We start from the raw sequence: 25,987 nt of genomic DNA, 5'->3' as shown, positions 1-25,987 counted from the left end.
TGCATCAAGCTACTGCGGAAAGCTTCTTCTTGTCGCCCGACAACCGGTCGATCATGAAGTCGGCATACCAATTGACGAACTGCATGACGCCGCCTTCGTCTTCCATGGAATAAGGACCTGGCTCATACGCCGGCGAGCGAATACCGAAGGCATTTTCCTCGACGATCCGGCGATCCTGATCGTTGGTTTCGTTCCAGACATGGGTCAGGTCTTCGAGATTGTAGTCGACGCCTTCCACGGCGTCCTTGTGAACGAGCCACTTGGTGGTCACCATGGTTTCCTGCGGACCGAGCGGCAGCACGCGGAAGGAAATCATGTGGTCGCCGAGGAAGTGGTTCCAGGTCGTCGGATAATGGAAGAGCAGCAGCGCGCCGATGTGGCTGATGGTCACATCGTCAGACAACGGGCGACGAACCGCAGGCTTACCGGACATGGTGTAGCTTTCGGCCTCACCAATCAGCGGCATGCGGGCCACGCGGAACTGGCCCTTCGGGTCGATCTTGAAACGGCTCGGCAGCCCTGCCGCTTCGCAGCGCGCCCAATGGCCGCCGATTTCGGGATCGCTGGCGCCACCATCTGTGCCGGTGACGCTCGGGTTTTCCGGATAGGTGCGGCAAAGCTCAGGATGGTTGGCCGCGCAGTGGTAGCACTCGCGATTGTTTTCCCAGACGAGCTTCCAGTTGCCCTTTTCGATGATGGTGCTTTCATGGGCTACCTTGGCTTCCCAGGCGCGGTGCGGCTTCATGTAAGCCTCGACCTCGGCACGCACTGGCGCGAAATCCATGGGCTGGTCAGCCAGGCAGATGAAGACGTAACCGGCAACCGTTTCGCAGGCGATCGGCTTCAGGCCATAATCATCCTTGTTGAAGTTTTCTGCCATATGGCGGGCAAAAAGCAGCTTACCATCGAGATCGTATGTCCACTGATGGTAAGGACAGACCAAACGGGCGGACTGGCCCTTCTCACTCGTGCAAACGCGCGAACCGCGATGGCGGCAGGAATTGTGGAATGCGCGCACGGTGCCGTCTTTGCCGCGAACGATCACCACAGCATAGTTGCCGACCTGAACTGTGAAATACATGCCGGACTTCGGCACTTCGCAGTCATGACCCACAAACAGCCAATCGCGATACCAGATGGTTTCCATGTCGAGCTGGAAGTAATCCTGATCGGTATAAAATGGCTGCTCAAGGCTGAAGCCTTCGCGGCGATTCTTCAATTGGCGCAATACGGTTTCACGCAGTTCCATGGCCATGTCCTCGAATATATACTGCGGCCCCACCCGATGAATCCGGCCGCATGGTGTGGATTGATCTAATCATTGACGTCTTTTTCCAGCACCACATTGCGCGACATTCAATCCCGCATTGACGACAAATTGCGACATCGTGCGCAAAAGTGTTATCTAATAATTTCACTATATAAAACAGCGACTTGCGACACATCTTGAAGCCGACTGCGTCGCATTACGACCGCCTGTGTCTGCGACCCAATTCTATTCCTTGTTTTCATCGGAAACCGGGCGTTAACCCAAATCTGGCAAAAAGTTCTTATGTTTCAAGGGGGATATGGATTTGGAAAAGGGAACCCGGATCCGTTATGTCGATGTAAAAAGGCCTCAGACGGCTGCTGAACGTACGAAGACGGCGCATTCCGAATTCCTGCGTACCGGACGCATCGCCCGTTACAAAGACATGCCGTTCTCGCAGGAGCGACGCCTGCTCTCCCATGAGAAAGTGGCGGAGATCACCGGCCGTCGCTTGCAGGAGGCAGGCTCCACGACCTACTCGCGGCTGAACAGCTTTCACCATACGATCCACTTCCCCGACATGATTTTTCACAGGCTGATCGAAGACAGTCCACATCTGGGCTATTGCCATGTAACTGCATCGAGAACCAGTTTCGATACGCGCAAGCCGGTGCTCTGGTCATTCTACCTTGCCAATTTCTTTGCCGAACTGTGTGGCGAAGACCAGTTCTTCGGCAAGATCGACCAGAGTCGCTCCCGCATGTATTTCGCCGTCGCCATGCAGGCCGACAACGGCGGTAAGAACGTGACGATCGACAAATCGGTTCATCGCGGCGGCTTGCTGTTCCAGACGCAAGATCCGAAAGAAGCCTTGAAAAACGTATTGATGCTGGGAACGCGCTCGGAGAAGATGCGCGATTTCATTCGCCACATGTGAAGCCCTATCGTCCAGCCCTGTTCTGAACGCGCTTCATACACATGAAAACCCGCGTGCGTGCCTCGATCGCTCCTATCCTTCCTGCAAGCATGCGCCTGCCGGTTTTTGCAAAGTCTTCTTTGCAAAACAGCTTCACACATCTGGGCGGGATGCTTTAAGACGCTGTTTCCAAGCAAGGGGCCTTCAAGAATGGCGCGACATATCGATATCGAGGAGCAACCCGGCGAAGCACTGGAAGAGGCGGTCCGCATCCTCAAGGCCGGGCTTCCAGTCGCCATACCGACAGAAACGGTTTACGGCCTTGCGGCAGACGCAACCAATCCCGCAGCCATTGCCCGCATCTACGAAACCAAGGGGCGCCCACAGTTCAATCCGCTGATCTGCCATATGGCCAGCGTCGCCATGGCAGAGCAACATGCGGTCTTTGATCCGATATCCCGCAGGCTGGCGGCGGCCTTTTGGCCTGGGCCAATGACCCTTATCCTGCCCTTGAGACAAGACAGCCCCATTCATTCGCTGGCGACGGCCGGTCTCGAAACGGTCGGCATCCGCCTGCCGAAGGGTTTTGCCAGCGTGCTGATCGAAAAGCTCGGCAAACCACTTGCTGCGCCGAGCGCTAATAGTTCCGGCAAGATCAGTTCCACCAGTGCGGCGCATGTGGAGGCGGATCTCGGACAGAAGATAGATCTGATTCTAGATGGTGGTTCCGCACCGGTCGGCGTCGAATCCACTATCATCAAGGTAGAGAGCGACAGCTCGGTACGCCTCCTGCGTCCAGGCGGATTGGTAGCAGATGAAATAGAGCGCGTCATTGGCGTCAAGCTGATACGCCCGGCGGCAGCATCAGCCGCGATAGAGGCCCCCGGCATGCTCGCCTCCCATTACGCACCGGGCGCATCGGTTCGGTTGAAGGCGTCCTCGGTCCAGAAGGGCGAGGCGTTGATCCGCTTCGGGGGACAGGCGGTGGAGGGAGAGGCCAATGCGGTCGCCGTCTTCGATCTCAGTCCCTCGAGGAACCTTGCCGAGGCTGCCGCCAATCTTTTCGACTACCTTAAACTGGCCGATGCCAGTGGCGCGAACACGATTGCCATAACACCCATTCCATCGACAGGCCTTGGCGAAGCGATCAACGACAGGCTGGAGCGCGCTGCCGCGCCCCGATCCTGACCCCATCTGACGATTACATCCGGAGAAGTGATCATGACGCCTGTAAGCTTGCCCGACGCACTGATTTCCCGCTTTGCAGGCATCGTCGGTGAAAGAAATGCGCTACGTGAGGCTTCCGATCTCGCGCCCCACCTTGTCGAGAACCGCGGGCTGTATCACGGCACCTCTCCACTTCTGTTGCGCCCCTCCACGACGCAGGAGGTCGCAGCCATCATGAAGCTCGCCAGCGAGAGCCGCACGGCTATCGTACCCCAGACCGGCAATACCGGTTTGGTCGGAGGTCAGACGCCCCGCAGTGGCGCTAGCGACGTCATTTTGTCTCTCGACCGCATGAACAAGGTTCGCGATATCGATCCCGTCGCCAATGTCATCGTTGTTGATGGTGGTTGCATCCTGGACGAGGTTCATAAGGCCGCCGAGAAGGTTGAGCGGATGTTTCCGCTTTCACTCGGCTCGCAAGGCTCGTGCCGCATCGGCGGCAACCTTGCCACCAATGCGGGCGGCACTGCGGTGCTGGCCTATGGCAATATGCGCCAGCTATGTCTGGGGCTGGAAGTCGTTCTGCCCACCGGCGAGATCTGGGACGGCCTGCGCCGCCTGAAGAAGGACAATACGGGTTACGATCTGCGTGATCTTTTCATCGGCTCCGAAGGCACGCTCGGCATCATCACTGGCGCGGTGCTAAAGCTCTTTCCAAAACCGCTTGGCCATCAGGTCGCCTTTGCCGGTCTCAAGTCGCCAGCGGATGCGCTCAAACTGTTCGAGCGCGCATCCACTCTTTGCGGCTCTGCATTAACCGGCTTCGAACTCATGCCTCGCATCGGCGTCGAATTCACCGCAAAACACATTCCCGGCGTGCGCGATCCGCTCGAAACGCCGCATCCCTGGTATGCGCTGATCGACATCTCAAGCTCCGACTCGGCAGGCACCGCGCAGACGATGGTGGAAACCCTATTGGAACAGGGTTTTGAGGCAGGCATCGTTCAGGATGCCGTCATCGCCTCGTCCGAGAGCCAGCGTCAGGCGCTGTGGCACATGCGCGAGAGCATGTCGGACGCCCAGAAGCCGGAAGGCGGTTCCATCAAGCATGACGTGTCGGTTCCGGTTTCGCATGTTCCGGCCTTCATGGACGAAGCGGAAAGCGCCGTCTTACGCGCCATTCCAGATGCGCGTATCTGCGCATTCGGGCACATGGGCGATGGCAACATCCATTACAACATCTCCCAACCGGTCGGTGCCGACAAGAGCGCCTTCCTCGCCCGCTGGAGAGAGATCAACGAGATCGTCCACGGCATTGTTCTGTCTTTCGGTGGCTCGATTTCAGCGGAACACGGCATCGGGCAATTGAAGCGAGACGAGCTGGCGGCCATCCGCCCGGCAATCGAAATGGAGCTGATGCGCCGCATCAAAACAGCCTTCGATCCGGCAGGCATCATGAATCCCGGCAAGGTTGTCGTTTCCTAGGGCATGTGCAGCGATCACGCGATCGTCTATAATGCTCTGTGTCTTTGTTGTTGCCGCATTGACCGGCGTCGAAGCGGCGACGCATAACCTGAAACGCTTCAGATGAAGCCGCATCCTTCTCGCATGTCGTACTTTCTATCACCCTCAAGCTGAGCATTGTATTTTGATGCTGTGGAGTGCGTCTCCACGCTCATTTTTGGCCGCGCCAGCTTTGGCTATTACCCCCTTCCTTCACACCTGTTGAAGTGCATTTGCGGAAATGCGCTCAGGCCGATCCCTGGTGTTTTTCCAAACACTTCGTCGATCCGTGCGGTCCGTGCGCCGGATAATGCACGATCGTCCCAATTCAGGAATCCGAAACCTTACGCGGCTGGGTTTTGCTAACCATTTGGGAATGCAAAGTTTTCTTAACCTCGATTTTTAAGCTGTTTCGAAGATGCGCTGGCTATCTTCCACCTATCAGAGGACGAAAAGTCCCGGACGAGGCCATGAAACGGCTCTCAGGTAAAACAAGGATAGCATGATATGAACAACACCGTTCTGAAGCCCGAATGGGCAGGCGCAACTCTCCGGCTCGATCCGACGCGGTTCCCGCAGCAGCTGACCTATGGCAACAGCAATGGTTCGTCGGATGTCGCCATCACGCTCGATGAGCGCGGCGCCGTTCTACGCAAGGTTCTTCATTCCAGCGGTCTACCGCTGTCCTTCGCCCTGCCTGCACGCGCTTTCAAGGGTGTTGCCGCCCGCGCGATCGACCATGGCGATGGCGGTGTAACGGTCACGCTCGAACTTCATCACGACGATCCAGACCTGTGCATTCCGCTCTTGGTGGCGCACGATCTGTGCGACATCGCCGCTGATTGGCGCAGCTGGTCGGAAAAGTACAATATCCCTATGCTGATGGTAGAAGCCGACGGTGTTGCCCGCCCTCTCGAAGATCATCTCGGCCATGTGCGCACGAAGTCTACGCGTCCGCGCCGTCGCCACTCCTATTTCGCCGATCGACGTCCGCGCTTTCTCGTACGTCGTAGCACCGGTTCGCTCGGCCTGACGATGCGGATCGAAGGCAAAGAAATCATCGCCCGCACCTGATCCACGTAACGCCGCTGTTCAGCCGGCGTTACGAGTGCGGACGAAAGCAGGCCCGGCACGCGCGCACCGCGTCCGGGCTTTTCGTCATGAGAGAATTAGCGGCAATATCAGACCTGCAAAGACGAGCAAGCCAACGCGGTTATTGGACTTGAAGAGAGCCAGGCACTTTTCCACGTTCTCGATATCCAGAGCCCTCACCTGATAAAACAGCATAGCGGCGGCAGCTATGAGCCCGACATACCCAAGCGCGTTAATATTCGCGACCGCAAACGCCAGAACGAGACATATAAGGGCTGTGCCATAAAGCGCCACCAGTGCACCATGTGTCCGATCTCCGAACAGGAGAGCCGTGGAGCCGATGCCAACGGCTACGTCATCATCTTTGTCCATGTGAGCGTAGATTGTGTCATATCCGACGGTCCAGGCAATGGCTGCGATATAAATCAGCAAAGGCGCGGCGTTTAGCGAGCCGAATTGTGCGGCCCAACCCATCAGCCCGCCCCACGAGAAGGCAAGTCCTAAGAAAAACTGCGGCCAGTTGGTAAAGCGCTTGGCGAAGGGATAAATCGCCACGAAAATCAGAGACGAGAGGCCGAGCAGGATCGCAAAGCTGTTGAAGCAAAGCAGAACAATCAGCCCGGCAAGCGCCTGGGCCACGATGAATATCTTGGCCTGGGTTCGCGTCACGCGACCCGACGGCAGCGGTCTGGAGCGGGTGCGGGTTACCGCCATATCGATCTTGTGATCGACCAGATCATTATAGGCACACCCCGCGCCGCGCATGGCCACCGAGCCCGCGAAAAATAAGAAGAGATGGAAGAGCAGCGTGCCCCAGGAGAACGAACCGACCTGCTTTGCCGCATTGGCAGCCAGAGCTGCGGACCAGAAACAAGGCCACATTAAAAGCTGCCAACCGATGGGGCGATCCCAACGGGCAAGCTGAGCATAGGGCCAGAGAGCCCTCGGCAATATCCGATAGACCCAATTGTTGGAAGGCGCGTCCGAAACGCGGCCGGAAAGATCGCTATGGTGAACCATGCCAGCCTTCTACCCCATGGGCAAGTGAAGCGGTAGCTCGGATTTAAGCTTTTGTTAAGGCTATCATCACCCGCGACTTGTTACAGATATGGATCAAAAAACGACTTTCTCGAGCGATGCCCTCGTCTTTTCGAACTCCATCAGCAGCGCTTCGTTGCGCGCGATGTAATCACGATTATCCGGCACGACACCGCCACGTTTGGCAAGCTGGATCTGGAAGATGTGGAAATTCTCGTGAGTGAACGCCATTTCCGAGCCGGCCAGATAGAATTCCCACATACGGAAGAAACGCTCATCGTAAAGGGCGAGAGCATCGGTCTTGCGAGCGACGAAACGTTCACGCCAGTGGCGTAGAGTGTGGGCGTAGTGCATCGGCAGGATTTCAATATCCTTGACCAGTAAGCCTGCCTTCTCGATGGCCGGCAGAACTTCCGCCAGGGAGGGAATGTATCCGCCAGGGAAAATATATTTTTCGATGAAGGGGTTGGTAGCGAGGGCCGGATATGGTTGACCGATGGAGTGCAAAAGCATGACGCCGTCGTCTTCCAGCACCTCCGCCGCCTTCTGAAAATACTCCCGGTAATGGGTGGGTCCGACATGTTCGAACATGCCAACGGAAACGATGCGGTCATATTTCGTATCGGGCGGGAGGTAGCGATAATCCTGCAGCTGGAAACGCACGATATCGGTCAGCCCCCGTTTTTCTGCCCGATCCCGTGAGACGCGCAGTTGCTCTTCACTGAGCGTAATACCCGTTACGTCAACGCCCGAGCTTTCAGCCAGATACATTGCCATTCCGCCCCAGCCGGAGCCGATCTCCAGAACGCGGTGTCCCGGCTCCGGCATGAGCTTGGCAACGATGTGACGCTTTTTCGCCACCTGCGCCTCATCGAGGGTGAGGCCAGTAGGATTGAAATAGGCACAGGAATATTGCCAGTCCTGATCGAGAAAGAGATCGAAAAGCTTGGCGCTTAAATCATAATGATGGGCGACATTCTGCTTGTTGTGATTGACGGGCAAATGCATCTTGATGCGCGAGGCGATGATGCGCGCCATACCACGCCAGACCATGCCGAACGTCAAGGCTTCAGAGAGCGTATTGCTTTTGATCAGGGCCAGGAAGTCGTAGATGTCGCCTTCGACGACCGACATTCGGCCTTCCATGTACATTTCGGCAAGCTTCAGTGCCGGGTCGGCGGCGATTTCGTCCATCGCGTGCTCATCACTGAAGCTCAGTGCGACGCGCTTGCCGCGTCCGTCTCCGAAGGACTGAAGACCGCTTGGACCCGTGACGATCAGGTTTCCGGTCTTGACGATTTTATCAAGCAGGGAATGCAGAGACGAGGCCATATTACCCCCAATAAGCTAAGTCTCACTTATCAAGTGCCTGTTACCGTATCTCTTTCCGCCAGAGTTGCAAGACGGGGTAGTTTCAAAAATACTGATTGATTTCGTGGAACAAAACGGCCCTTACTCAGTGGGTAAGAGCCATTTTATGCAAATCAACGGCGCTTCATGGCCTCCGCCAAAGCCGCCGCCAACGCGCCTCCGGACTGCGCAGGCTCGGCGCGGTCCGTCGGCTTTGCGCTGGCGTGGCGCATGACATTGGCATTGCCCTTTTCGCGCATTGGCTGAGGCGCTGCCTCGCCACCGTCCTTTCGCATCGTGAGACCGATCCGCTTGCGCTTTACATCGACTTCAACCACACGAACTTTGACGACGTCTCCGGCCTTCACCACCTCATGCGGATCCTTGATGAAACGGTCCGCCAACTGGCTGACATGCACCAGGCCATCCTGGTGAACGCCAATATCGACGAAGGCGCCAAAGGCGGCCACGTTGGTGACAGTGCCTTCCAGCAGCATGCCAGGCTTTAGGTCAGTGATCTCTTCGACACCTTCTGCAAAGGTCGCGGTCTTGAAGCTCGGGCGCGGGTCGCGGCCAGGTTTTTCCAGCTCGGCGATGATGTCCTTGACGGTCGGCAGGCCGAAACGATCATCGATGAAACGCTTGGGGTCGAGCGACTTCAAAGTGGCGCTGTCACCCATGACGGTTCTAAGGTCGCGCCCGCAGGCGGCGACGATCTTCTTTGCCACATCATAGGCTTCCGGGTGGACGGAGGATGAATCGAGCGGCTCCTTGCCATTTGGAATCCGCAGGAAGCCGGCGCATTGCTCGAAGGTGCGCTGGCCGAGACGCGGCACCTTCAACAACTCCTTGCGGCTGGCGAACGGCCCGACCTGATCCCGATGCAGCACGATGGCATCGGCAATCGAGCTCCCAAGACCAGAGACGCGCGCAAGCAGCGGCGCCGACGCGGTATTAAGATCGACCCCGACCGCATTCACCGCGTCTTCCACCACCGCATCGAGAGAGCGCGACAGTTTGCCCTGATCGACGTCGTGCTGATACTGCCCGACGCCGATGGACTTCGGCTCGATCTTGACGAGTTCGGCGAGTGGATCCTGCAGACGACGGGCAATCGAAACGGCACCGCGCAGTGAAACATCGAGGTTAGGGAACTCTGCCGCCGCGCGCTCGGACGCCGAGTAGATCGAAGCGCCTGCCTCCGATACGATCACTTTGGTCGGTTTCGGCCCGGTGATCTGCGTCAGCATATCGGCCACGAGCTTTTCGGTTTCGCGGCTGCCAGTACCGTTTCCGATGGAGATCAGTTCGACGCCGTGCTTGCGGATGAGCGAGGCGAGTTCGGCCTGTGCGCCGCGAATGTCGTTCTTTGGCGGGAACGGGTAGACCGTGGTTGTCTCGACGAGCTTGCCCGTGCCATCCACGACAGCAACCTTGACGCCAGTACGGATGCCTGGATCGAGCCCCATCGTCGGACGAGATCCGGCCGGCGCTGCTAGAAGAAGGTCTTTCAGGTTGCGCGCGAAAACATGAATTGCTTCCTCTTCGGCTCGCTCGCGCAATTCTCGCATCAAATCCAGCGACAGCGACATGGACAGCTTGACGCGCCAGGTCCAGCCCGCAACCTCCATCAGCCATTGATCGGCAGCTCCGGCGTTGCGGATATCGAAGGCGGAAGCAATGCTGCGGTGTGCCGGCTTGATGGGAGACGGATCGTCGGCGTCCACATCGATTGTCAGCGTCAGCACCTCCTCATTCCAGCCGCGCAGCATGGCGAGCGCCCGGTGCCCCGGCGCCGTCGCCCATTTTTCGACATGGTCGAAATAGTCGGAAAACTTCTCACCGGTTGCCTGCTTGCCCTCTACCACTTTGGCACGCAGCATGGCATTCTGGCGCATATACTCGCGCAGCCGTTTCAAGAGCTCAGCATTCTCCGTCATGGTCTCGGCGACGATATCGCGCGCGCCCTCGAGTGCTGCCTTAACATCGGCGACCTCTCCCACCACATAGTCTTTAGCGAGCTCTGTCGGATTGGCCGCGCGATTGTCCCATATCGCTTCAGCCAGAGGGCCAAGGCCACGCTCTCGGGCAATTTCCGCTCTAGTTCGGCGCTTTGGCTTATAGGGGAGATAGAGATCTTCCAGTTCAGCCTTGGTCACAGCCTGCATGATTTTCAGCATCAAGTCATCGGTCATCTTGCCCTGACCATTGATAGATTCGACAATCGTCGCGCGGCGGGTGTTGAACTCACGTAGGTAGGACAGTCGCTCTGCCAGAGTGCGAAGTTGGGTGTCGTCCAGACCGCCCGTAACTTCCTTGCGGTAGCGCGCGATGAAGGGAACGGTCGCGCCCTCATCCAGAAGCTGGATCGCCGCCTTCACCTGCTCGGCGCGGGCGTTGATCTCGGAGGCGATAAGGGATGAGAGACGGGCGTTATCTACGGACATATGGGGCTCTAAACTGTTCTTGAAATCTGGCCGACCATAGAGGCAGATTGTGGCGTGACAACATGGACACAAGACGGCTCCACAGAAAAGCAGCGCATAAGGGGCGCCTTTTGCCTTGACCTTTGGGCCCCCTGCCCTTAACGCCGCAGGAAATTGGAAACAGGGGTGTCAAGCATGAAAGTTCTGTTGATCGGTTCCGGTGGACGCGAGCATGCACTGGCCTGGAAAATCGCTCAATCACCCAAGCTGACCAAGCTTTACGCCGCCCCCGGCAATCCTGGTATTGCCGAACATGCTGAAATTGTGTCGCTCAGTGTCGAAGACCATGATGCCGTGGTGGCGTTCTGCCGTGAACAGTCCATTGACTTCGTGGTCGTCGGCCCAGAAGCACCTCTCGTCGCAGGCCTTGCCGACGATCTTCGCGCGGCAGGCTTCGCCACCTTCGGCCCCTCAAAGGGCGCTGCCCAATTGGAAGGCTCCAAGGGCTTCACCAAGGATCTTTGTGCCCGCTACAACATCCCAACCGGGGCCTATCAGCGTTTCAAATCCTCCGCGCCCGCAAAGGCCTATATCCGCGAGCAAGGTGCGCCGATCGTCATCAAGGCCGATGGGCTGGCCGCAGGAAAGGGTGTGACGGTCGCTATGACGGAAGCGGAAGCGCTCGCCGCAGTTGACGATTGCTTCGACGGCGCCTTCGGCGCAGCCGGTGCTGAAGTGGTAGTCGAAGCCTTTCTGGATGGCGAGGAAGCAAGCTTCTTTTGTCTTTCCGACGGAAAGACCGCGCTTGCACTTGCCACCGCCCAGGACCACAAGCGCGTTGGCGATGGCGATACTGGGCCGAATACCGGTGGCATGGGCGCCTACTCCCCTGCCCCGGTCATGACCGAAGAGATGGTTGAGCGCACCATGCGCGACATCATCGATCCGACGATCAAGGGCATGGCAAAGGACGGCAACCCCTTCTCCGGCGTCTTCTTCGCAGGCTTGATGATCACCAAGAAGGGCCCTGAACTCATCGAATACAATGTGCGCTTCGGCGACCCGGAATGTCAGGTGCTGATGATGCGGCTGAAGAGCGATCTGTTGCCGATCCTCCATGCCACTGCCACCGGCACGTTGGATCAAGTCAGCGCCGAATGGCGCGACGAACCAGCGCTTACTGTGGTTCTGGCATCGAAAGGCTATCCTGGGCCTTACGACAAGAACACACCGATCGCCCTCATTCCGAACGAAAGCACGAGCGCGAAGGTCTTCCACGCCGGTACTGCCCTCAACGACGGACAACTCGTAGCCACCGGCGGGCGCGTGCTCAACGTCACGGCTTTGGGCAGCACGGTCAGCGAAGCCCAGATCCGCGCCTACGAGTTGGCCGATGCGGTCAAATGGGAAAACGGCTTCTGCCGCCGCGATATCGGCTGGCAGGCTGTAGCGCGTGAGAATAATTAGAAACAGGCCTTTCGTTCAATTTTTACCAAACATCGTGACCGAATGGAAAGGAAGAATCCATAGGATCGCCGTTGTTTAAAGCGGCGATTAGACCGCGGGCTACGGGGGTGCACATGTTTAGAATTGTTTTGACGGCGGGCATGGTGTTCATCGGCGGCACGGCGATGGCATCCTCGATCGAGGTTCTACATGGCGCCAGGATTTCGAATCGAAGCGTGGTGATAATCACCTGTGACACATGCTCTTCCATCCCGTCGACGGGCAGGGTTGTGACGAAGGCTGTTCTGAAGCGCGGAACGCAAAGCATCTCGACGCGTGATGTCGCTGGCCGCAAGGAGACAGTTCGGACCGAAGCGTGGCTCGGCGGCTCGCCAGTCACCTTCGTCAGCAGCAATCCTGTATGGCTTCCCCAAGCCCATTCCCAACCGGTTGTTGCCGAGTACACACCTCCCGTAGCAGACGACCAGACCGCGCTCGAGGGGAATACCTCGCTCACCCAGAATCGCCAGCCTGTTTTGGCAGGTGCCGATGGACTGGATAACATCACTTTGATGTCGATACGTCCCTCGCATTGATTTCGCCATGGTGACCTTGTGGTCGTGGCCCGCCTTGTGGCCAGAAGATACAGTCGACGTCTGAACGCCGGAAAACCCGTTTATCCGGCGCGTATATTTAAACATTCATCAATTCTAAAGCTGTTTGTGAGATTTCCTTCATGTAAGAAGCCGCGAAATTGGATCGCCTGCTTCCCTATGACGAACATTTAGTCTCAGGGCAGATGATACGGAACGCCCTTTATTGAGAGCGACGATGAAGAATATTCCAATTTCACGGCAACTGATCTTGCTTGTCATTGCACTGATGGCGGCTTTTACACTTGCGACCTATTTCCAGATCAAATCCTCAGTGAACGCGATTTACGAAGAGCGTTACAACATGTTGAGGACACAGGTTCAGTCTTCGATTGCAATCCTTCAGTCCTTTTACGACAAGGAAAAAGCTGGATCGCTGAGCCGCGAGGATGCACAACGTCAGGCTTACACGATCGTCTCATCGATGAAATACGTACCGGACGGATACATGTTCGGCTATGACTATGATGTCAAAATGCTTTTTCATCCAGATCCCAAGCGTGTAGGCCAAAGCTTCAAAGGCAAGCCGGATTCCCAGGGCTTCAACTATCGTGACGAGTTGGTGCGTCTGGCTCGCGCGGGCGGTGGGGAAACCAGCTTTTACGGGCCGAAGCCCGGCCAGGAGGGCGACGGCTTCCTCAAGAGCTCCTACGCAATGGCGTTCGAGCCATGGCAGGTCGTTGTGGTCACGGGCGTTTATGTGGATGACCTTCAGGCACAGGTTCGAGCCACGGTGGTCGGCGCCGTTTCCGTCGGTCTTATCGTCTTCTGTCTCGGCATCGCGCTTGCCTTCTACGTCATCAAGGGCATTACGGGCCCGCTTACAAAGATCCATCAGGCTTTGGGCGAGGTGGCAAACGAGAATGTCTCAATGCCTATTCCCCACACCGAAATGCGAAACGAGGTGGGCATGATGGCAAAAGCGATTGAGGCGCTGCAGCAGAAGGTGCGTGAACGCCAGGCCATGCAAAGGCACCAGGAAGAACAACAACTGCAACTGGATGCCGAACGCCAGACCAATATTGACATGCAGAGGGATGAAGCAGCGCTTCAGGCTAGGGTTGTGTCGACTATCGGTGAAGCTCTGGAAAAGCTTGCAGCGGGTGACCTCACGGTGCGCTGCGGCGATCTGGGTTCACGCTATGCCGACCTGCGTACGAACTTCAACGAGGCGATCTCGCATCTCGATGCGGCAATGGCAAAGGTCAATGCCAAGAGCATCGACATCGGCGGTTCAAAAGAAGAAATTCGCAAAGCTTCAAATGAACTGTCGCAGCGCACCGAGCGCCAGGCCGCCAATCTTGAGGAAACATCCGCAGCGCTGGACGAATTGACCGTCGCGGTTCGCCAGACCGCCGATGGCGCCACTGAAGCGGCCACGCGGGTGATGTCCATCAGCAGTGATGCAAACCGCAGCGACACGATCGTGGAGCAAGCCATCGGCGCTATGAGCGGCATCGAGCAGTCCGCAGGCGAGATCTCCAAGATTATCGGCGTCATCGACGATATCGCGTTTCAGACCAATCTACTCGCCCTCAATGCGGGCGTTGAAGCAGCGCGGGCAGGCGAAGCCGGTAAGGGCTTTGCGGTTGTCGCTCAGGAAGTACGTGAACTTGCGCAAAAATCCGCCGCTGCCGCCAAGGAGATCAAAACCCAGATCGCTCGTTCATCCGATCAAGTTCAGAACGGTGTTCATCTTGTCGGCGAAGCTGGCAACGCGTTGAAGCGTATCTCCGATCAGATCAAGTCGGCGAGCGACATCGTCAGCAAGATTGCGCACTCTGCTGCCGAACAGGATACGACGCTACGCTCCATCTCCTCTTCGCTCAACCAGCTGGACGCTGCAACGCAGCACAACGCCGCCATGGCCGAAGAGACGACGGCGTCCGCCGAGGCACTGGCGCATGATACCGAGGAGTTGCTGACGCTGATCCGTACTTTCCGCGTATCACAGCACCAGTCCGGCTCGTTACACGGCATGGCGCACCAGATGCGCATGGCAAGCTGATCGCGATAAGCACGGTTGATTTGAAAGACGCTGGAGAGATTTCTCCGGCGTTTTTTATTGGGTGATGGTGTCGAGACGGTCGATATCCGTATGCGAGAATACCTTGATCCCCGCTCGTGACAGCAGGGCCGCTGTCACGCCATGCCCCGCATGTTTGACGCCTGAAAACGTCCCGTCATAGATGGCGATCGAGCCGCAGGACGGGCTTCCATCGATCAGCAGCGCATAGGCGCAGCCGTGCTGTTTGGCAAAGGCGAGAGTTCTGTTTGCCCCAGCAATAAACGCGTCTGTTACATCTGCACCGGTGATCTCCAGCACGCGCGCCCTGCCCTCCAGCACATCCACACCGGACGCGCCGTTTTCGATTTCCGCAGGAGGGCGTGGAACAGGCATGCCGCCTGCCATCTCCGGACAGATCGTCACGAGACGGCCCTCATCTCGCCATCGCTCGATGGCGGGATGATGGAGCGGCTTGCCCTTGCCGTCATATCGGACGGCGTGGCCGAGAAGACAGGCGCTGATGAGGATGTTGGACGTCATCAGCGCAGAACCTTCTTATCCCGTGATCTTGGAGAAATCTGCTACCGTGCCGGTGGCTTCACGGATGGCTTTGAGCAACGCCAGACGGTTGGCGCGGATGGCGGCGTCTTCATCATTGACAAGAACATCGTTGAAGAAGGTATCGACCGGTGCGCGCAGTGTGGAAAGCGCTTGCATGGCAGAGCGGAAATCTTCCGCCGCGACAGCCTTGGCCGCATTGGCGGAGGCGGTCTTAATTGCAGCATGAAGCGCCTTCTCGGCGTCGAGCTTGAGGAGTTCGTCCGCTACGCCATCGGCAACGACGGTGCCCTTCTTTTCTTCGGCGGCCAGAAGTTGCGTCGCGCGCTTGGTGCCGGCCAGCAGGTTCTTGCCATCCTCACCGGTGATGAAGGCGGTCAGCGCCTCCACACGGCGGGCGACCATCAGCAGGTCATCGGAGTCCGGCGTCAGCACCGCTTCGATCAGATCGTAGCGGGCGCCAAGATCGCGCAGATAGACCTTCAGACGATCATGGAAGAAGGAGAGAAGATCGGCGTCTTTGATGACCGTCAACAGCGGCAATCGAACGCTGCGCTCCAGCAGAATGCGCACGACGCCGAGTGCGGCGCGACGCAGTGCAAACGGGTCCTTCGAACCTGTTGGCTTTTCATCGATCGCCCAGAAGCCAGCAAGTGTATCCAGCTTGTCAGCAAGCGCCACGGTGATGGCCACCTTGTCGGACGGCACGCGATCGGACGGGCCTTGCGGCTTGTAATGATCCTCGATTGCCGCAGCGACGCTTTCGTTTTCGCCCTGCAGGAGCGCATATTTGCGTCCCATCAGACCCTGCAGTTCCGGGAATTCGCCGACGGCTTCCGTGCGCAGATCGGCCTTCGCCAAAACCACGGCGCGGTCGACAAGGGCGGCATCGGCGCCGATGACGGGCGCGAGTTGCTTTGCCAGTTCGCGGATACGCGTGACGCGCTCGCCCTGCGTGCCAATCTTGGCGTGGAAGGTGACGTTCAGCGCGTCGAGCTTTGCCATGCGCTGGTCGAGTGGCTTGCTGAGATCGAGGTCGAATTTCTTCGCGGAGTCCGTCAAGGTTTCGAAGTCCGGCAGATCGCCCTGGTCGCGCGTCCAGAAGTGCTTGGCGTCCGACAGGCGTGCACGCACGACCTTGCCGTTGCCGTGAACGATTTCCTTGCCGCCATCGCTCGCCTGGATGTTGGACACCAGGATGAAGCGGTTCGACAGACCTTCCTCCGCGCCTTGCGGACGGGTGACGAAGCATTTCTGGTTGGTCTTGATCGTCAGACGGATGATCTCGGCCGGAATCTGCAGATAGTCTTCTTCGAAGGTGCCGATCAATACCTGCGGCCATTCGACCAGGCCGGAGACCTCTTCCAGCAGGCCTTCGTCTTCCACGAGGTCGAGACCATTGGCGAAAGCTAGGTCTTTTGCATCATGCAGGATGATATCCTTGCGGCGTTCCGCATCGAGAATGACCTTCGCCTTTTCAAGGCTCGCGACATAATCATCAAAGCGGCGCACGGTGATGGCGTCTGGCGCGTGGAAGCGATGGCCATAGGTGACATTACCAGCAACGATGCCATCGATCTCGAACGCAATGACCTGCGTCTCATCATGTTCGGGTCCGAACAGGCAGACGATGGATTGCAATGGGCGCACCCAGCGAAGGCTTTCCGAGCCCTTGCCTTCGATCCCGGCATAGCGCGAACCCTTCGGCATGGACGCAGCACCGGAGCGCATGGATTTCGGCCAGGGGAAGGTGCGGATAATACCCGGCATCACATCGGCGATGATCTCTTCGGCGGCGCGACCCGGCTTGTTGATGATCGCGACATAGAAGTCGCCCTTCTTCGGATCGGAGACGACCTGCGCCTCAGAAATATCGCTCAGGCCCGCGCCGCGCAGAAAGCCTTCGATGGCCTTTTCATTGGCATCGGTGCGCGGTCCCTTCTTCTCCTCGCGCACATCGGCAGAGCGTGCGGTCAGACCACGGATATCCAGCGTCAGGCGGCGCGGCGTCCAGTATTCGCGTGCACCCTCATAGGTCAGGCCCGCTTCCACCAGCGCATCGGTGACGAGCTTCTTCAGATCGCCAGCCGCTTTCCGCTGCATACGGGCAGGGATTTCCTCGGAGCGGAGTTCAAGCAGAAGATCGGGCATATTGGTTTTCCGGTGTCAGAGATATTTGGGTTCGGATTTTTCGGTTGGCCTCTGCTAGCAAAATTTGCGACAGATGCACAATGTAAATATCGGAACGAGCGTCGCGAGACGGTACTCTGCTCTCCCGCTACAGCGTGACGGAAGTTCTTGACCCGCAACCCTTGCCATGGCACCTGTCCGCAATCGAAGTAAGTCCTTACTTATCCTCTCTTGACCCAAGATGACCGCAATGACCGACGTTCCAGACCATATGAACCCCAAGCGTTCCTTTCAGGCGCTGATCCTGACGCTGCATAATTACTGGGCGGACAAGGGCTGCGCCGTGTTGCAGCCATATGATATGGAAGTGGGTGCGGGTACGTTTCATCCGGCAACGACATTGCGTGCGCTTGGTCCGAAGCCATGGAAAGCGGCTTATGTGCAGCCATCCCGCCGTCCGTCTGATGGACGCTATGGCGAGAACCCCAACCGCTTGCAGCATTACTATCAGTATCAGGTCATTCTGAAGCCGAACCCTTCCAACCTCCAGGAGCTTTACCTCGGCTCGCTGAAGGCGATCGGTCTCGATCCGCTGCTGCATGACGTGCGCTTCGTCGAGGACGACTGGGAAAGCCCGACACTGGGGGCCTGGGGTCTTGGCTGGGAATGCTGGTGCGACGGCATGGAAGTGTCGCAGTTCACTTACTTCCAGCAGGTCTGCGGCATTGAATGCTCGCCGGTTGCGGGTGAGTTAACCTATGGCCTCGAGCGCCTCGCCATGTACGTCCAGGGCGTCGACAATGTCTACGACCTGAACTTCAATGGCCGCGACGGCGAGGAAAGGATTTCCTACGGCGACGTCTTCCTACAGGCTGAGCAGGAATATTCCCGCCACAATTTCGAATATGCCGACACCGCCATGCTGCATCGCCATTTCATCGATGCCGAGAAGGAGTGCCAGGCGCTTCTGGCTGCCGGTGCACCCGGCGACAACGCCAACCAGATGCTGCATAAATGTGTGTTTCCCGCCTATGATCAGTGTATCAAGGCATCGCACGTCTTCAACCTTTTGGATGCGCGCGGCGTAATCTCGGTGACAGAGCGTCAGAGCTATATTCTGAGGGTACGCACCTTGGCAAAGGCCTGCGGTGAAGCCTTCCTGATGACGGATGCCGGTGGTTTGAACTGGAACAAGGCGGCCTGACGCCTTTAAGCGCGACGTGACGAAGATCGATCCAGGTCTTCTTGTTCTTGCGCACAACAGTCAGGTGGTGAAGGGGGGCGCGTCTGATGGGTGCGGCTCGCCGGATTTCGTGAGGGGGAAGCTTGCATGTTCACCGCATTGGCCATCGTTGCGCTTGTCGCGCTCTATGTCGTCTTCACCTATAACGGCCTCGTCAAAGCGCGGCAGATGAAGGAAGAGGCGTGGTCCGGCATCGACGTGCAGTTGAAGCGCCGCGCCGACCTGGTTCCCAACCTCATTGAAACGGTAAAGGGCTACGCAGCCCACGAGAAAAGCACTTTCGAGGAGGTCGTCTCCCTTCGCAACCAGGCGCAGGCTGTGCCTGCCGGTGATGTCGAGGGACGCGCCAGGGCGGAAGACATGCTCGGCCAGGCTCTCGGCAAGCTCTTTGCTTTGGCGGAAGCCTATCCCGACCTTAAGGCCAATCAGAATTTCGTGGAATTGCAGCGCTCGCTCGAAACGCTGGAAAGCGAAATCCAGATGTCACGACGTTATTACAATGGTGCTGCGCGAGAGCTGAATGTGAAGGTGGAAAGCTTTCCTTCCAATCTGATCGCCGGGCAGTTCGGCTTCTCGAAAGCGCCTTACTTCGAAATCACCAATGAGGCGGATCGCGCCGTCCCAACGGTAAAATTCTGAGACGTGAAAGCCAGTCTGCTGGCAAGAAGACGATAAAGACATGATCGAACTGACCATTACCCCGCCCGGCAAACCTCTTTCCGGCAAAGTGGAGCCGCCCGGCTCCAAGTCCATCACCAACCGGGTACTGCTTCTGGCGGGCCTGGCCAAGGGTAAGAGCCGACTGACAGGTGCGCTGAAAAGCGACGACACGCTTTATATGGCGGAAGCTTTGCGGGCGATGGGCGTCACGGTCACGGAGCCGGATGCGACGAGCTTCGTCGTCGAGAGCCAGGGTATTCTCACCGCACCGGACAAGCCACTGTTCCTTGGCAATGCCGGCACGGCGACGCGCTTCTTGACGGCTGCGGTCGCATCGGTCGATGGCACTGTCACCGTGGATGGCGACGAGCATATGCGAAAGCGTCCGATCAAGCCGCTGGTGGACGCACTGACAGCCTTGGGGATCGAAGCGGAAGCAGAGACCGGCTGCCCGCCTGTCACGGTCAAGGGTAATGGCCGAGGCTTCACCAGGGACAGCGTTACGATCGACGGCAATCTTTCAAGCCAATATGTCTCGGCGCTTCTGATGGCTGCCCCTTGCGGCGCGCAGCCGCTCGACATCATTCTGGCCGGAGAAGATATCGGCGCCAAGGGCTATATCGATTTGACGGTTGCGGCCATGGAAGCCTTCGGCGCCAAGGTTGAGCGCGTCAGCAATGCCATATGGCGCGTACACTCGACCGGCTACAAAGCGACGGATTTTCACATCGAGCCCGACGCATCTGCAGCGACCTATCTCTGGGGGGCGGAGTTGCTGACCGGCGGCGAGATCGATATCGGAACGCCGGCCGAAGCTTTCACCCAGCCGGATGCCAAGGCGCATGCGGTAATGGCGCAATTCCCCAACCTGCCCGGCGAAATCGACGGCAGCCAGATGCAGGACGCCATTCCCACCATTGCCGTGCTAGCCGCCTATAACAACACGCCGGTGCGCTTCGTCGGCATTGCCAATCTGCGCGTCAAGGAATGCGATCGCATTCGGGCGCTCTCTCTTGGTCTTAATCAGATCAGAGACGGCCTTGCGCATGAAGAGGGCGACGACTTGATTGTTCATGCCGATCCGGCGCTCGCTGGACAGTCAGTTCACGCGTCTATCGACACGTTTCACGACCATCGCATCGCCATGAGCTTTGCACTGGCAGGCTTGAAGACGGGCGGCATTGCCATTCAGAATCCCGCCTGCGTGGGCAAGACCTATCCGGGATATTGGAAGGCGCTGGCGTCACTTGGCGTCACCTATCGGGAAGTGGAAAAGCCGGTTTAAAACGCGCTTGGCGCAACGGATCGGCTCGAGAAGCACACACCATCTGGAGAGATCGCACGTGAAGACCATGTTCGCCAGACTTCTCGGGCTTTGCCTCATGCTCGCATGGGTACTGCCTGCCTGCGCCGAAGAGTTCATCAGCTCCTATCATTCCATCGTCGATGTTGCCAAAGACGGGACACTGACGGTGACGGAAGCCATCACGGCACGGGCTGAAGGTGACCGCATCAAGCGCGGCATTTTTCGCGACTTCCCGCTTTATGCGCTCGACAAGGACGGCAATCGGACGAAGGTCGGCTTCAAGGTTGTCTCGGTGGAGCGCGACGGTGCGCCGGAAGACTGGCACACGGAGAATATCGACGGCGGCATTCGCATCTTCACCGGAAATGCCGACCGCATTCTCCCCACCGGCGAGCACATCTTCCAGATCACCTACACAACCGATCGGCAGATCCGCTATTTTGATAGCTACGACGAACTAACCTGGAACGTCACCGGCAATGGCTGGCAGTTTCCGATGCGTGAAATCTCCGCGACAATCTCTTTGCCGGAGGGCGCGAGACCCAGCGATACGGCGGTCTTCACCGGCAAGTTGGGTGCAACGGGCAAGGACGCGCGTATCCTGACCGAAGGCAACGATGTGTTTTTCGCCTCCACCCGCCCCTTCTATCAGGGCGAAGGCATGACGGTGGCCGTGAAGCTGCCGAAGGGTGTGCTGGATGCACCCTCCGCCTCGCAGCAGCGGGAATGGTGGCTGCGCGATCGCCTCGCCCTTATCATCGCCGGTATCGGCCTGCTGATCGTTCTTGCCTATTACTATAGAGCATGGGCGGCCGTTGGTCGCGACCCGGCAGCGGGCGTGATCGTGCCGCGCTGGCATCCGCCCGAAGGACTGTCACCAGCACTCGTCAATTACGTTGATGGCCGCGGCTTCGCAGACGGCGGCTGGACAGCGCTGTCTGCCACAGCGCTCGATCTTGCGGTCAAAGGCTTCGTCACAATCGAAGATTTGAAGAACGGGCTGATCGTTCGCCGCACGGAGAAAAAGATCGAGGACAGTTTGCCTGTCGGTCAGCGGACACTGCTTTCTTCCATCGGTGCGCCTGGTAATAGCCTTACCATCGACAAGGCCAATGGCGAGACCGTTCAGAAAGTCGGATCGGATTTTCGCTCGTCCATCGAAAAAGAGCATCGCGGGAAATATTACAGAAGCAATAGCGGCTACATTGTCGGCGGACTGGTTCTCAGCTTCGGCATCGTGATGGCGACCCTCATCTTCGGGAGTTTCGATGAGGGTGATATCGGTACCATCATTTCGCTCTCCATGGCAGCGGTATTCTTTGCGGTGAGCGCCACCATCTATGGCAAGCAGCGCCGGCGCGGACGGGGCATTCTTTCGCGCGTGGGCGGCATCGTCTTTATGGCCATCTCCGGCTTCCTGGCATTTTCGCTGATCGCCGGCTTCGTTGGCCGCATCTTGTTCGATCACGTCCACGACGCCAATACGCTGGCCGTGGTTGCGCTGGCGCTCATCGTGCTCTTGAATGTTCTCTTCGTCTTGGTGATGGGAGCCCCGACACCGCTCGGCCGCCAATTAATGGACGCGATCGAAGGTCTGCGTCTCTATCTTACCGTTGCAGAGAAAGATCGGATGAACATGCAGGGCGCACCTCAAATGTCGCCGCAGCATTTCGAGGCGCTGTTACCATACGCAGTGGCGCTTGGTGTGGAGAAGCCCTGGAGCAAAGCTTTCGAAACCTGGCTCGCTGCAGCGTCTGCCGGTGCCGCCTACGCGCCGACCTGGTTTAGCGGAAACTACAGCAGCTTCGGCGACCGGATCGGCGGGTTTTCTTCTTCCATGGCCTCCACGATCGCCTCTACACTTCCCGCACCGGTCAGTTCCTCGTCATCCAGCTTCTCAGGCGGCGGTGGGTCTTCCGGCTCTGGCGGCGGCGGCGGCGGTGGCGGCGGCTGGTAAGACGCCAAGGCCTCGACTTCCTGCGTTGTCCCACTGCGGACGTCATGTCAGCACCATCCCGAGGGGCATCAAACGCTCCCGCTGCTGAGAAAGCCTGGCGCCATCCACCTTTTCTATACGACTTGACGACAGCCGGACATCTGGAGACAACTTTACGTGACGACCACTTTTGCCAGATTTCTTGCGCTGTGTTTCTTTCTCGCCATGGTGCTGCCAGCCTCCGCCGAAGAATTCATCCTCTCCTACGATTCCACGATCACCATCGCCAAAAATGGCGAGCTGACCGTGACCGAAACCATCAAGGCTCGGGCGGAAGGGGATCGCATCAAGCATGGTATCTATCGGGATTTTCCGCTCTACACTTTGGATGCTGACGGCAAGCTCACCAAAGTCGGCTTCAATATCGTTTCGGTGAAGCGTGACGGTGCGGTGGAATACTGGGATACGAAATGGATTGATGGCGGTATTCGCATTTATGTTGGTGACGCCGATCATGTGCTGACGAAGGGCGATCATGTCTTTCAGATCACCTATACGACAGACAGACAGATCCGCCACTTCGAGACTTATGACGAATTGACCTGGAACGTGACAGGCAATGGCTGGGAATTTCCTATGAGAGATATCTCTGCCACCATCTTCCTGCCGAACGGAGCACGCCCGAGCGAAACCATAGTTTTCACCGGCCCACCTGGCGCAGTAGGCAAGGACGCACGCGTCGTGATCGAAGGCGACAGGACATCGTTCCTATCGACCCGCCCCTTCAGCAAGGGCGAAGGTATGACAGTGGCGGTGAAGCTGCCGAAAGGTGTGCTAGATCGGCCCTCGACTGTGCTGCAACTTAAATGGTGGATACGAGATCATAACTCGATGATCATAGGATGCGTCGGTCTACTGGTCGTGCTGGCCTACTACTTCAAGGCGTGGCACGCGGTTGGCCGCGATCCTGCCGCGGGCATCATCGTACCGCGCTGGGACCCGCCTGAGGGTGTTTCACCCGGGCTGATGAACTATATCGACCATCAGGGTTTTGAAGAAGATGGATGGACGGCCGTTTCCGCCAGCGCGCTCGATCTTGCCGTCAAAGGCTATGTCGAGATCGAGAATCTGGACGACGCCATCATTATGCACCGCACGCCCAAGCAAATGGACGACAGCCTGCCTGTCGGACAAAAAACACTGCTCACGACCATCGGGCCACCCAGTCATAGCTTCACCATTAATGAGGATACCGGCAGGGCCGTTGAGAAAATGGGAAAGCGTTTTTTCGCTGCTGTCGAAAAGGAACATAAAGGCAGGTACTTCAAGAGTAACATCATCTACAGCGCGGTAGGCTTCCTTGTCAGCGCCGCCTTTGTAATTGGAACGGTGTATTTCTCTCAACACAAAGACAACATGTGGGAGTTCATGCTCGTCGCTTACGTATGTGTGCCAGTAATGATCGCGCTATTAACGATTTGGATCGGGGACCTCCTGCACCCTAAGGCATCGCTCAAGGACAAGCTCGGCGGGATTGCGCTGTTATCGCTGCTGGCATACGGGATCGTCGCATTTGGCGGGTACATCATCGGCGCCGTGTGGTTCGAGATCACTCACGATCCAAACTCGATTGGCCTTGGGGCCGCCGGACTCATCACCCTGATCAACATACTCTTCTTCTCTCTTATGGACGCACCGACACCGCTCGGGCGCAAAGTCATGGATGAGATTGAAGGTCTACGTCTCTATCTGCGTGTCGCGGAAAAAGACCGGATGAACATGCAAGGGGCGCCGACAATGTCACCGCAGCATTTCGAAACGCTGCTGCCTTATGCGGTGGCGCTCAATGTCGAGGAACCTTGGACCGAGGCATTCGAGAGGTGGTTTTCAAAAGCGACAGAGGATTCTGAAAACTATGTGCCGGGCTGGTACTACGGTCTCGTGAAAGGCCCTAGCGACTGGATCGGTGCGTTCTCGTCCTCCGTGGCGTCAACCATTTCGGCGACGATTCCACAGTCGTCATCATCGAGTTTCTCAGGAGGCGGCTTTTCCGGCTCTGGCGGCGGCGGCGGTGGTGGTGGCGGCTGGTAGCCGCCGTTGCGCCCTCACGCTTGTCGGTCCGTCGCGGAGTACTTCGGACGATGAGCACGCATAGCGATCATCACGGCCAGCGAACCGCGCCACGCTTAAACCTCGTCTTCTCTCTTGACGCGATATTCGCCCGTCGTCGGATCCTTGACGAGCGTGCCGGTTGCGCCCGTTTGTCGCTCTTTCTCCTGCCGCTTCGATTTGGCAGAGAGTTTCTCGGCATCCGTCACAAAGCGGCGATAGAGGATGATCGCCCCGATCACAAGCAGGGCGAGCGTTATCAATTGGGCCATTTAAATCGCGTCCATCACAATCCGTATCGAGCCCACAATGCCTTTTCTTGCGCGACCTCCGCAAGTCCCGAAGCCGCGGAAGCGGCAATCGCCTGGGCGGAAAGGTCGACGCCTGGCACTTTCTTGCCGAACAGGTTTCTTGCACCGCTGATCAACTGTAGTTTGACCTTCTCGCCATAGCGTCGGCGCAGTACATCTTTCATGTCGCCAAGGCCATCGACGAGGCCGAGATCGACGCCACGCATGCCCGTCCAGAACAGGCCCGAGAACATAGCCGGATCGTCCTTCAATTTCGCGCCACGGCGAAGCTTGACCATGTCGATGAAGACATTGTGGATTTCGGACTGAAGCGACTTCAGATACTCGATGTCGCCTTCCTTCTCCGGCTGGAAGGGATCGAGGATCGCCTTGTTCTTGCCGGACGTATAGACGCGGCGTTCCACGCCGATCTTGCGCAGCATCTCCGGAAAACCGAAGCCTCCAGAGACGACACCGATGGAACCGACAATAGATGTGGGATCGGCGATGATCTCGTCACCGGCGAGCGCGATCATGTAACCGCCGGAGGCTGCGACATCCTCGACGAAAATCAGAACTTTTTTGTCCTTCTCTTCGGCCAGCTGGCGAATTCGGTTGTAGATCATCCGCGACTGGACCGGCGAGCCGCCGGGAGAATTCAGCGAGATAGCGACAACCGGCGCATCCTTCATGCCGAAGGCTTTGTCGAGCAGCGGCGCATAGCCTGCAAGGTTGAGAGCCGGGCGAAGCTGGCTGCCACCCGCCATGATCGCGCCGTGCATGCGCACCACTGGCACGACCAATTCCTGCTTGCGAAACCGCTTCGGCACAATGCGCTTCAAAAACCCGGCCATCTCATCCTCTTGGTCGTTCATCGTGAAGAGGGATGTATGTATCGTCGGGATAA

Annotated in this window: 20 protein-coding genes; 12 read left to right on the top strand and 8 right to left on the bottom strand. The window is 57.8% G+C overall.

Features of this window, described 5'->3' with window-relative positions:
* Positions 1–4: 4 nt before the first annotated feature.
* Positions 5–1,249 (bottom strand): aromatic ring-hydroxylating dioxygenase subunit alpha, encoded by a 1,245-nt coding sequence (locus tag QZ869_RS04510; RefSeq protein WP_296101124.1) that lies wholly within the window; start codon positions 1,247–1,249, stop codon positions 5–7.
* A gap of 325 nt (positions 1,250–1,574) precedes the next feature.
* Between QZ869_RS04510 and QZ869_RS04505 the strand changes: the two genes are divergently transcribed.
* From QZ869_RS04505 to QZ869_RS04490, 4 genes are all read left to right on the top strand, one after another.
* Positions 1,575–2,186, top strand: coding sequence for a DUF6656 family protein (locus QZ869_RS04505; RefSeq protein ID WP_296102743.1), 612 nt, complete (start codon positions 1,575–1,577; stop codon positions 2,184–2,186).
* A gap of 189 nt (positions 2,187–2,375) precedes the next feature.
* Entirely contained in the window at positions 2,376–3,353 is a 978-nt protein-coding gene (locus QZ869_RS04500; RefSeq protein ID WP_296102741.1) for an L-threonylcarbamoyladenylate synthase, read from the top strand.
* Positions 3,354–3,386: 33 nt separating this feature from the next.
* Positions 3,387–4,817: an FAD-binding oxidoreductase gene (locus QZ869_RS04495; protein ID WP_296102739.1), complete on the top strand. Its 1,431-nt coding sequence runs from the start codon at positions 3,387–3,389 to the stop codon at positions 4,815–4,817.
* A gap of 525 nt (positions 4,818–5,342) precedes the next feature.
* On the top strand, positions 5,343–5,909 hold the full coding sequence (locus QZ869_RS04490) for a DUF6101 family protein (RefSeq protein ID WP_296016712.1): 567 nt from the start codon (positions 5,343–5,345) through the stop codon (positions 5,907–5,909).
* Positions 5,910–5,993: 84 nt separating this feature from the next.
* Here the strand turns inward: QZ869_RS04490 and ubiA are convergent, their stop codons facing one another.
* The 3 genes from ubiA to QZ869_RS04475 form a co-directional block, all read right to left on the bottom strand.
* A complete protein-coding gene (gene ubiA, locus QZ869_RS04485; RefSeq protein ID WP_296102736.1) occupies positions 5,994–6,947 on the bottom strand; it encodes a 4-hydroxybenzoate octaprenyltransferase in 954 nt (317 codons plus the stop codon).
* A 93-nt stretch (positions 6,948–7,040) separates the two neighbouring features.
* Positions 7,041–8,297 carry a cyclopropane-fatty-acyl-phospholipid synthase family protein gene (locus QZ869_RS04480; protein WP_296102734.1) on the bottom strand — a complete coding sequence of 419 codons (1,257 nt, stop codon included), beginning with the start codon at positions 8,295–8,297 and terminating at the stop codon, positions 7,041–7,043.
* Positions 8,298–8,449: 152 nt separating this feature from the next.
* Positions 8,450–10,762, bottom strand: coding sequence for a Tex family protein (locus tag QZ869_RS04475; protein WP_296102730.1), 2,313 nt, complete (start codon positions 10,760–10,762; stop codon positions 8,450–8,452).
* A gap of 174 nt (positions 10,763–10,936) precedes the next feature.
* Between QZ869_RS04475 and purD the strand changes: the two genes are divergently transcribed.
* From purD to QZ869_RS04460, 3 genes are all read left to right on the top strand, one after another.
* On the top strand, positions 10,937–12,208 hold the full coding sequence (gene purD, locus QZ869_RS04470) for a phosphoribosylamine--glycine ligase (RefSeq protein WP_296102724.1): 1,272 nt from the start codon (positions 10,937–10,939) through the stop codon (positions 12,206–12,208).
* A gap of 113 nt (positions 12,209–12,321) precedes the next feature.
* Positions 12,322–12,783: a plant virulence effector HPE1-like domain-containing protein gene (locus QZ869_RS04465; protein WP_296102721.1), complete on the top strand. Its 462-nt coding sequence runs from the start codon at positions 12,322–12,324 to the stop codon at positions 12,781–12,783.
* Positions 12,784–13,018: 235 nt separating this feature from the next.
* Positions 13,019–14,848 carry a methyl-accepting chemotaxis protein gene (locus tag QZ869_RS04460; protein ID WP_296102719.1) on the top strand — a complete coding sequence of 610 codons (1,830 nt, stop codon included), beginning with the start codon at positions 13,019–13,021 and terminating at the stop codon, positions 14,846–14,848.
* Between the two features lie 54 nt (positions 14,849–14,902).
* Here QZ869_RS04460 and QZ869_RS04455 read toward each other — a convergent pair whose 3' ends face one another.
* Positions 14,903–15,388: a DUF523 domain-containing protein gene (locus QZ869_RS04455; RefSeq protein ID WP_296102717.1), complete on the bottom strand. Its 486-nt coding sequence runs from the start codon at positions 15,386–15,388 to the stop codon at positions 14,903–14,905.
* Between the two features lie 15 nt (positions 15,389–15,403).
* Positions 15,404–17,557 carry a glycine--tRNA ligase subunit beta gene (glyS, locus tag QZ869_RS04450; protein WP_296102714.1) on the bottom strand — a complete coding sequence of 718 codons (2,154 nt, stop codon included), beginning with the start codon at positions 17,555–17,557 and terminating at the stop codon, positions 15,404–15,406.
* Positions 17,558–17,777: 220 nt separating this feature from the next.
* Between glyS and QZ869_RS04445 the strand changes: the two genes are divergently transcribed.
* From QZ869_RS04445 to QZ869_RS04425, 5 genes are all read left to right on the top strand, one after another.
* Complete coding sequence (locus QZ869_RS04445; protein WP_296102712.1) at positions 17,778–18,740, top strand: glycine--tRNA ligase subunit alpha; 963 nt, start codon at positions 17,778–17,780, stop codon at positions 18,738–18,740.
* Positions 18,741–18,866: 126 nt separating this feature from the next.
* Positions 18,867–19,418, top strand: coding sequence for a LemA family protein (locus QZ869_RS04440; protein WP_296102710.1), 552 nt, complete (start codon positions 18,867–18,869; stop codon positions 19,416–19,418).
* Positions 19,419–19,458: 40 nt separating this feature from the next.
* Complete coding sequence (locus tag QZ869_RS04435) at positions 19,459–20,724, top strand: 3-phosphoshikimate 1-carboxyvinyltransferase (RefSeq protein WP_296102708.1); 1,266 nt, start codon at positions 19,459–19,461, stop codon at positions 20,722–20,724.
* A 58-nt stretch (positions 20,725–20,782) separates the two neighbouring features.
* Positions 20,783–22,702: a DUF2207 domain-containing protein gene (locus QZ869_RS04430; protein ID WP_296102706.1), complete on the top strand. Its 1,920-nt coding sequence runs from the start codon at positions 20,783–20,785 to the stop codon at positions 22,700–22,702.
* 204 nt (positions 22,703–22,906) lie between these two features.
* Complete coding sequence (locus QZ869_RS04425) at positions 22,907–24,772, top strand: DUF2207 domain-containing protein (protein WP_296102704.1); 1,866 nt, start codon at positions 22,907–22,909, stop codon at positions 24,770–24,772.
* Between the two features lie 95 nt (positions 24,773–24,867).
* Here QZ869_RS04425 and QZ869_RS04420 read toward each other — a convergent pair whose 3' ends face one another.
* Both QZ869_RS04420 and QZ869_RS04415 read right to left on the bottom strand, forming a co-directional pair.
* The gene (locus QZ869_RS04420; RefSeq protein WP_062425942.1) at positions 24,868–25,062 is read right to left on the bottom strand and encodes an NfeD family protein; all 195 of its coding nucleotides are present in this window, start codon (positions 25,060–25,062) and stop codon (positions 24,868–24,870) included.
* 14 nt (positions 25,063–25,076) lie between these two features.
* On the bottom strand, positions 25,077–25,934 hold the full coding sequence (locus QZ869_RS04415) for a S49 family peptidase (RefSeq protein WP_296102702.1): 858 nt from the start codon (positions 25,932–25,934) through the stop codon (positions 25,077–25,079).
* Between the last annotated feature and the right edge of the window lie 53 nt (positions 25,935–25,987).

The organism is uncultured Agrobacterium sp., from assembly GCF_913777885.1.
Classification (GTDB): Bacteria; Pseudomonadota; Alphaproteobacteria; order Rhizobiales; family Rhizobiaceae; genus Agrobacterium.
The sequence above is the reverse complement of the archived record's forward strand: the minus strand, read 5'-3'. Positions and strand labels throughout refer to the sequence as shown.

Coding starts and splice junctions, on each gene's coding strand:
- QZ869_RS04425 (WP_296102704.1), top strand. CDS start 22,907: ATGGTGCTGCCAGCCTCCGCCGAAGAATTCATCCTCTCCTACGATTCC.
- QZ869_RS04460 (WP_296102719.1), top strand. CDS start 13,019: ATGAAGAATATTCCAATTTCACGGCAACTGATCTTGCTTGTCATTGCA.
- QZ869_RS04500 (WP_296102741.1), top strand. CDS start 2,376: ATGGCGCGACATATCGATATCGAGGAGCAACCCGGCGAAGCACTGGAA.
- QZ869_RS04440 (WP_296102710.1), top strand. CDS start 18,867: ATGTTCACCGCATTGGCCATCGTTGCGCTTGTCGCGCTCTATGTCGTC.
- QZ869_RS04420 (WP_062425942.1), bottom strand. CDS start 25,062: ATGGCCCAATTGATAACGCTCGCCCTGCTTGTGATCGGGGCGATCATC.
- QZ869_RS04510 (WP_296101124.1), bottom strand. CDS start 1,249: ATGGAACTGCGTGAAACCGTATTGCGCCAATTGAAGAATCGCCGCGAA.
- QZ869_RS04480 (WP_296102734.1), bottom strand. CDS start 8,297: ATGGCCTCGTCTCTGCATTCCCTGCTTGATAAAATCGTCAAGACCGGA.
- QZ869_RS04415 (WP_296102702.1), bottom strand. CDS start 25,934: ATGGCCGGGTTTTTGAAGCGCATTGTGCCGAAGCGGTTTCGCAAGCAG.
- QZ869_RS04475 (WP_296102730.1), bottom strand. CDS start 10,762: ATGTCCGTAGATAACGCCCGTCTCTCATCCCTTATCGCCTCCGAGATC.
- QZ869_RS04490 (WP_296016712.1), top strand. CDS start 5,343: ATGAACAACACCGTTCTGAAGCCCGAATGGGCAGGCGCAACTCTCCGG.
- QZ869_RS04465 (WP_296102721.1), top strand. CDS start 12,322: ATGTTTAGAATTGTTTTGACGGCGGGCATGGTGTTCATCGGCGGCACG.
- QZ869_RS04445 (WP_296102712.1), top strand. CDS start 17,778: ATGACCGCAATGACCGACGTTCCAGACCATATGAACCCCAAGCGTTCC.
- QZ869_RS04435 (WP_296102708.1), top strand. CDS start 19,459: ATGATCGAACTGACCATTACCCCGCCCGGCAAACCTCTTTCCGGCAAA.
- glyS (WP_296102714.1), bottom strand. CDS start 17,557: ATGCCCGATCTTCTGCTTGAACTCCGCTCCGAGGAAATCCCTGCCCGT.
- ubiA (WP_296102736.1), bottom strand. CDS start 6,947: ATGGTTCACCATAGCGATCTTTCCGGCCGCGTTTCGGACGCGCCTTCC.
- QZ869_RS04495 (WP_296102739.1), top strand. CDS start 3,387: ATGACGCCTGTAAGCTTGCCCGACGCACTGATTTCCCGCTTTGCAGGC.
- purD (WP_296102724.1), top strand. CDS start 10,937: ATGAAAGTTCTGTTGATCGGTTCCGGTGGACGCGAGCATGCACTGGCC.
- QZ869_RS04455 (WP_296102717.1), bottom strand. CDS start 15,388: ATGACGTCCAACATCCTCATCAGCGCCTGTCTTCTCGGCCACGCCGTC.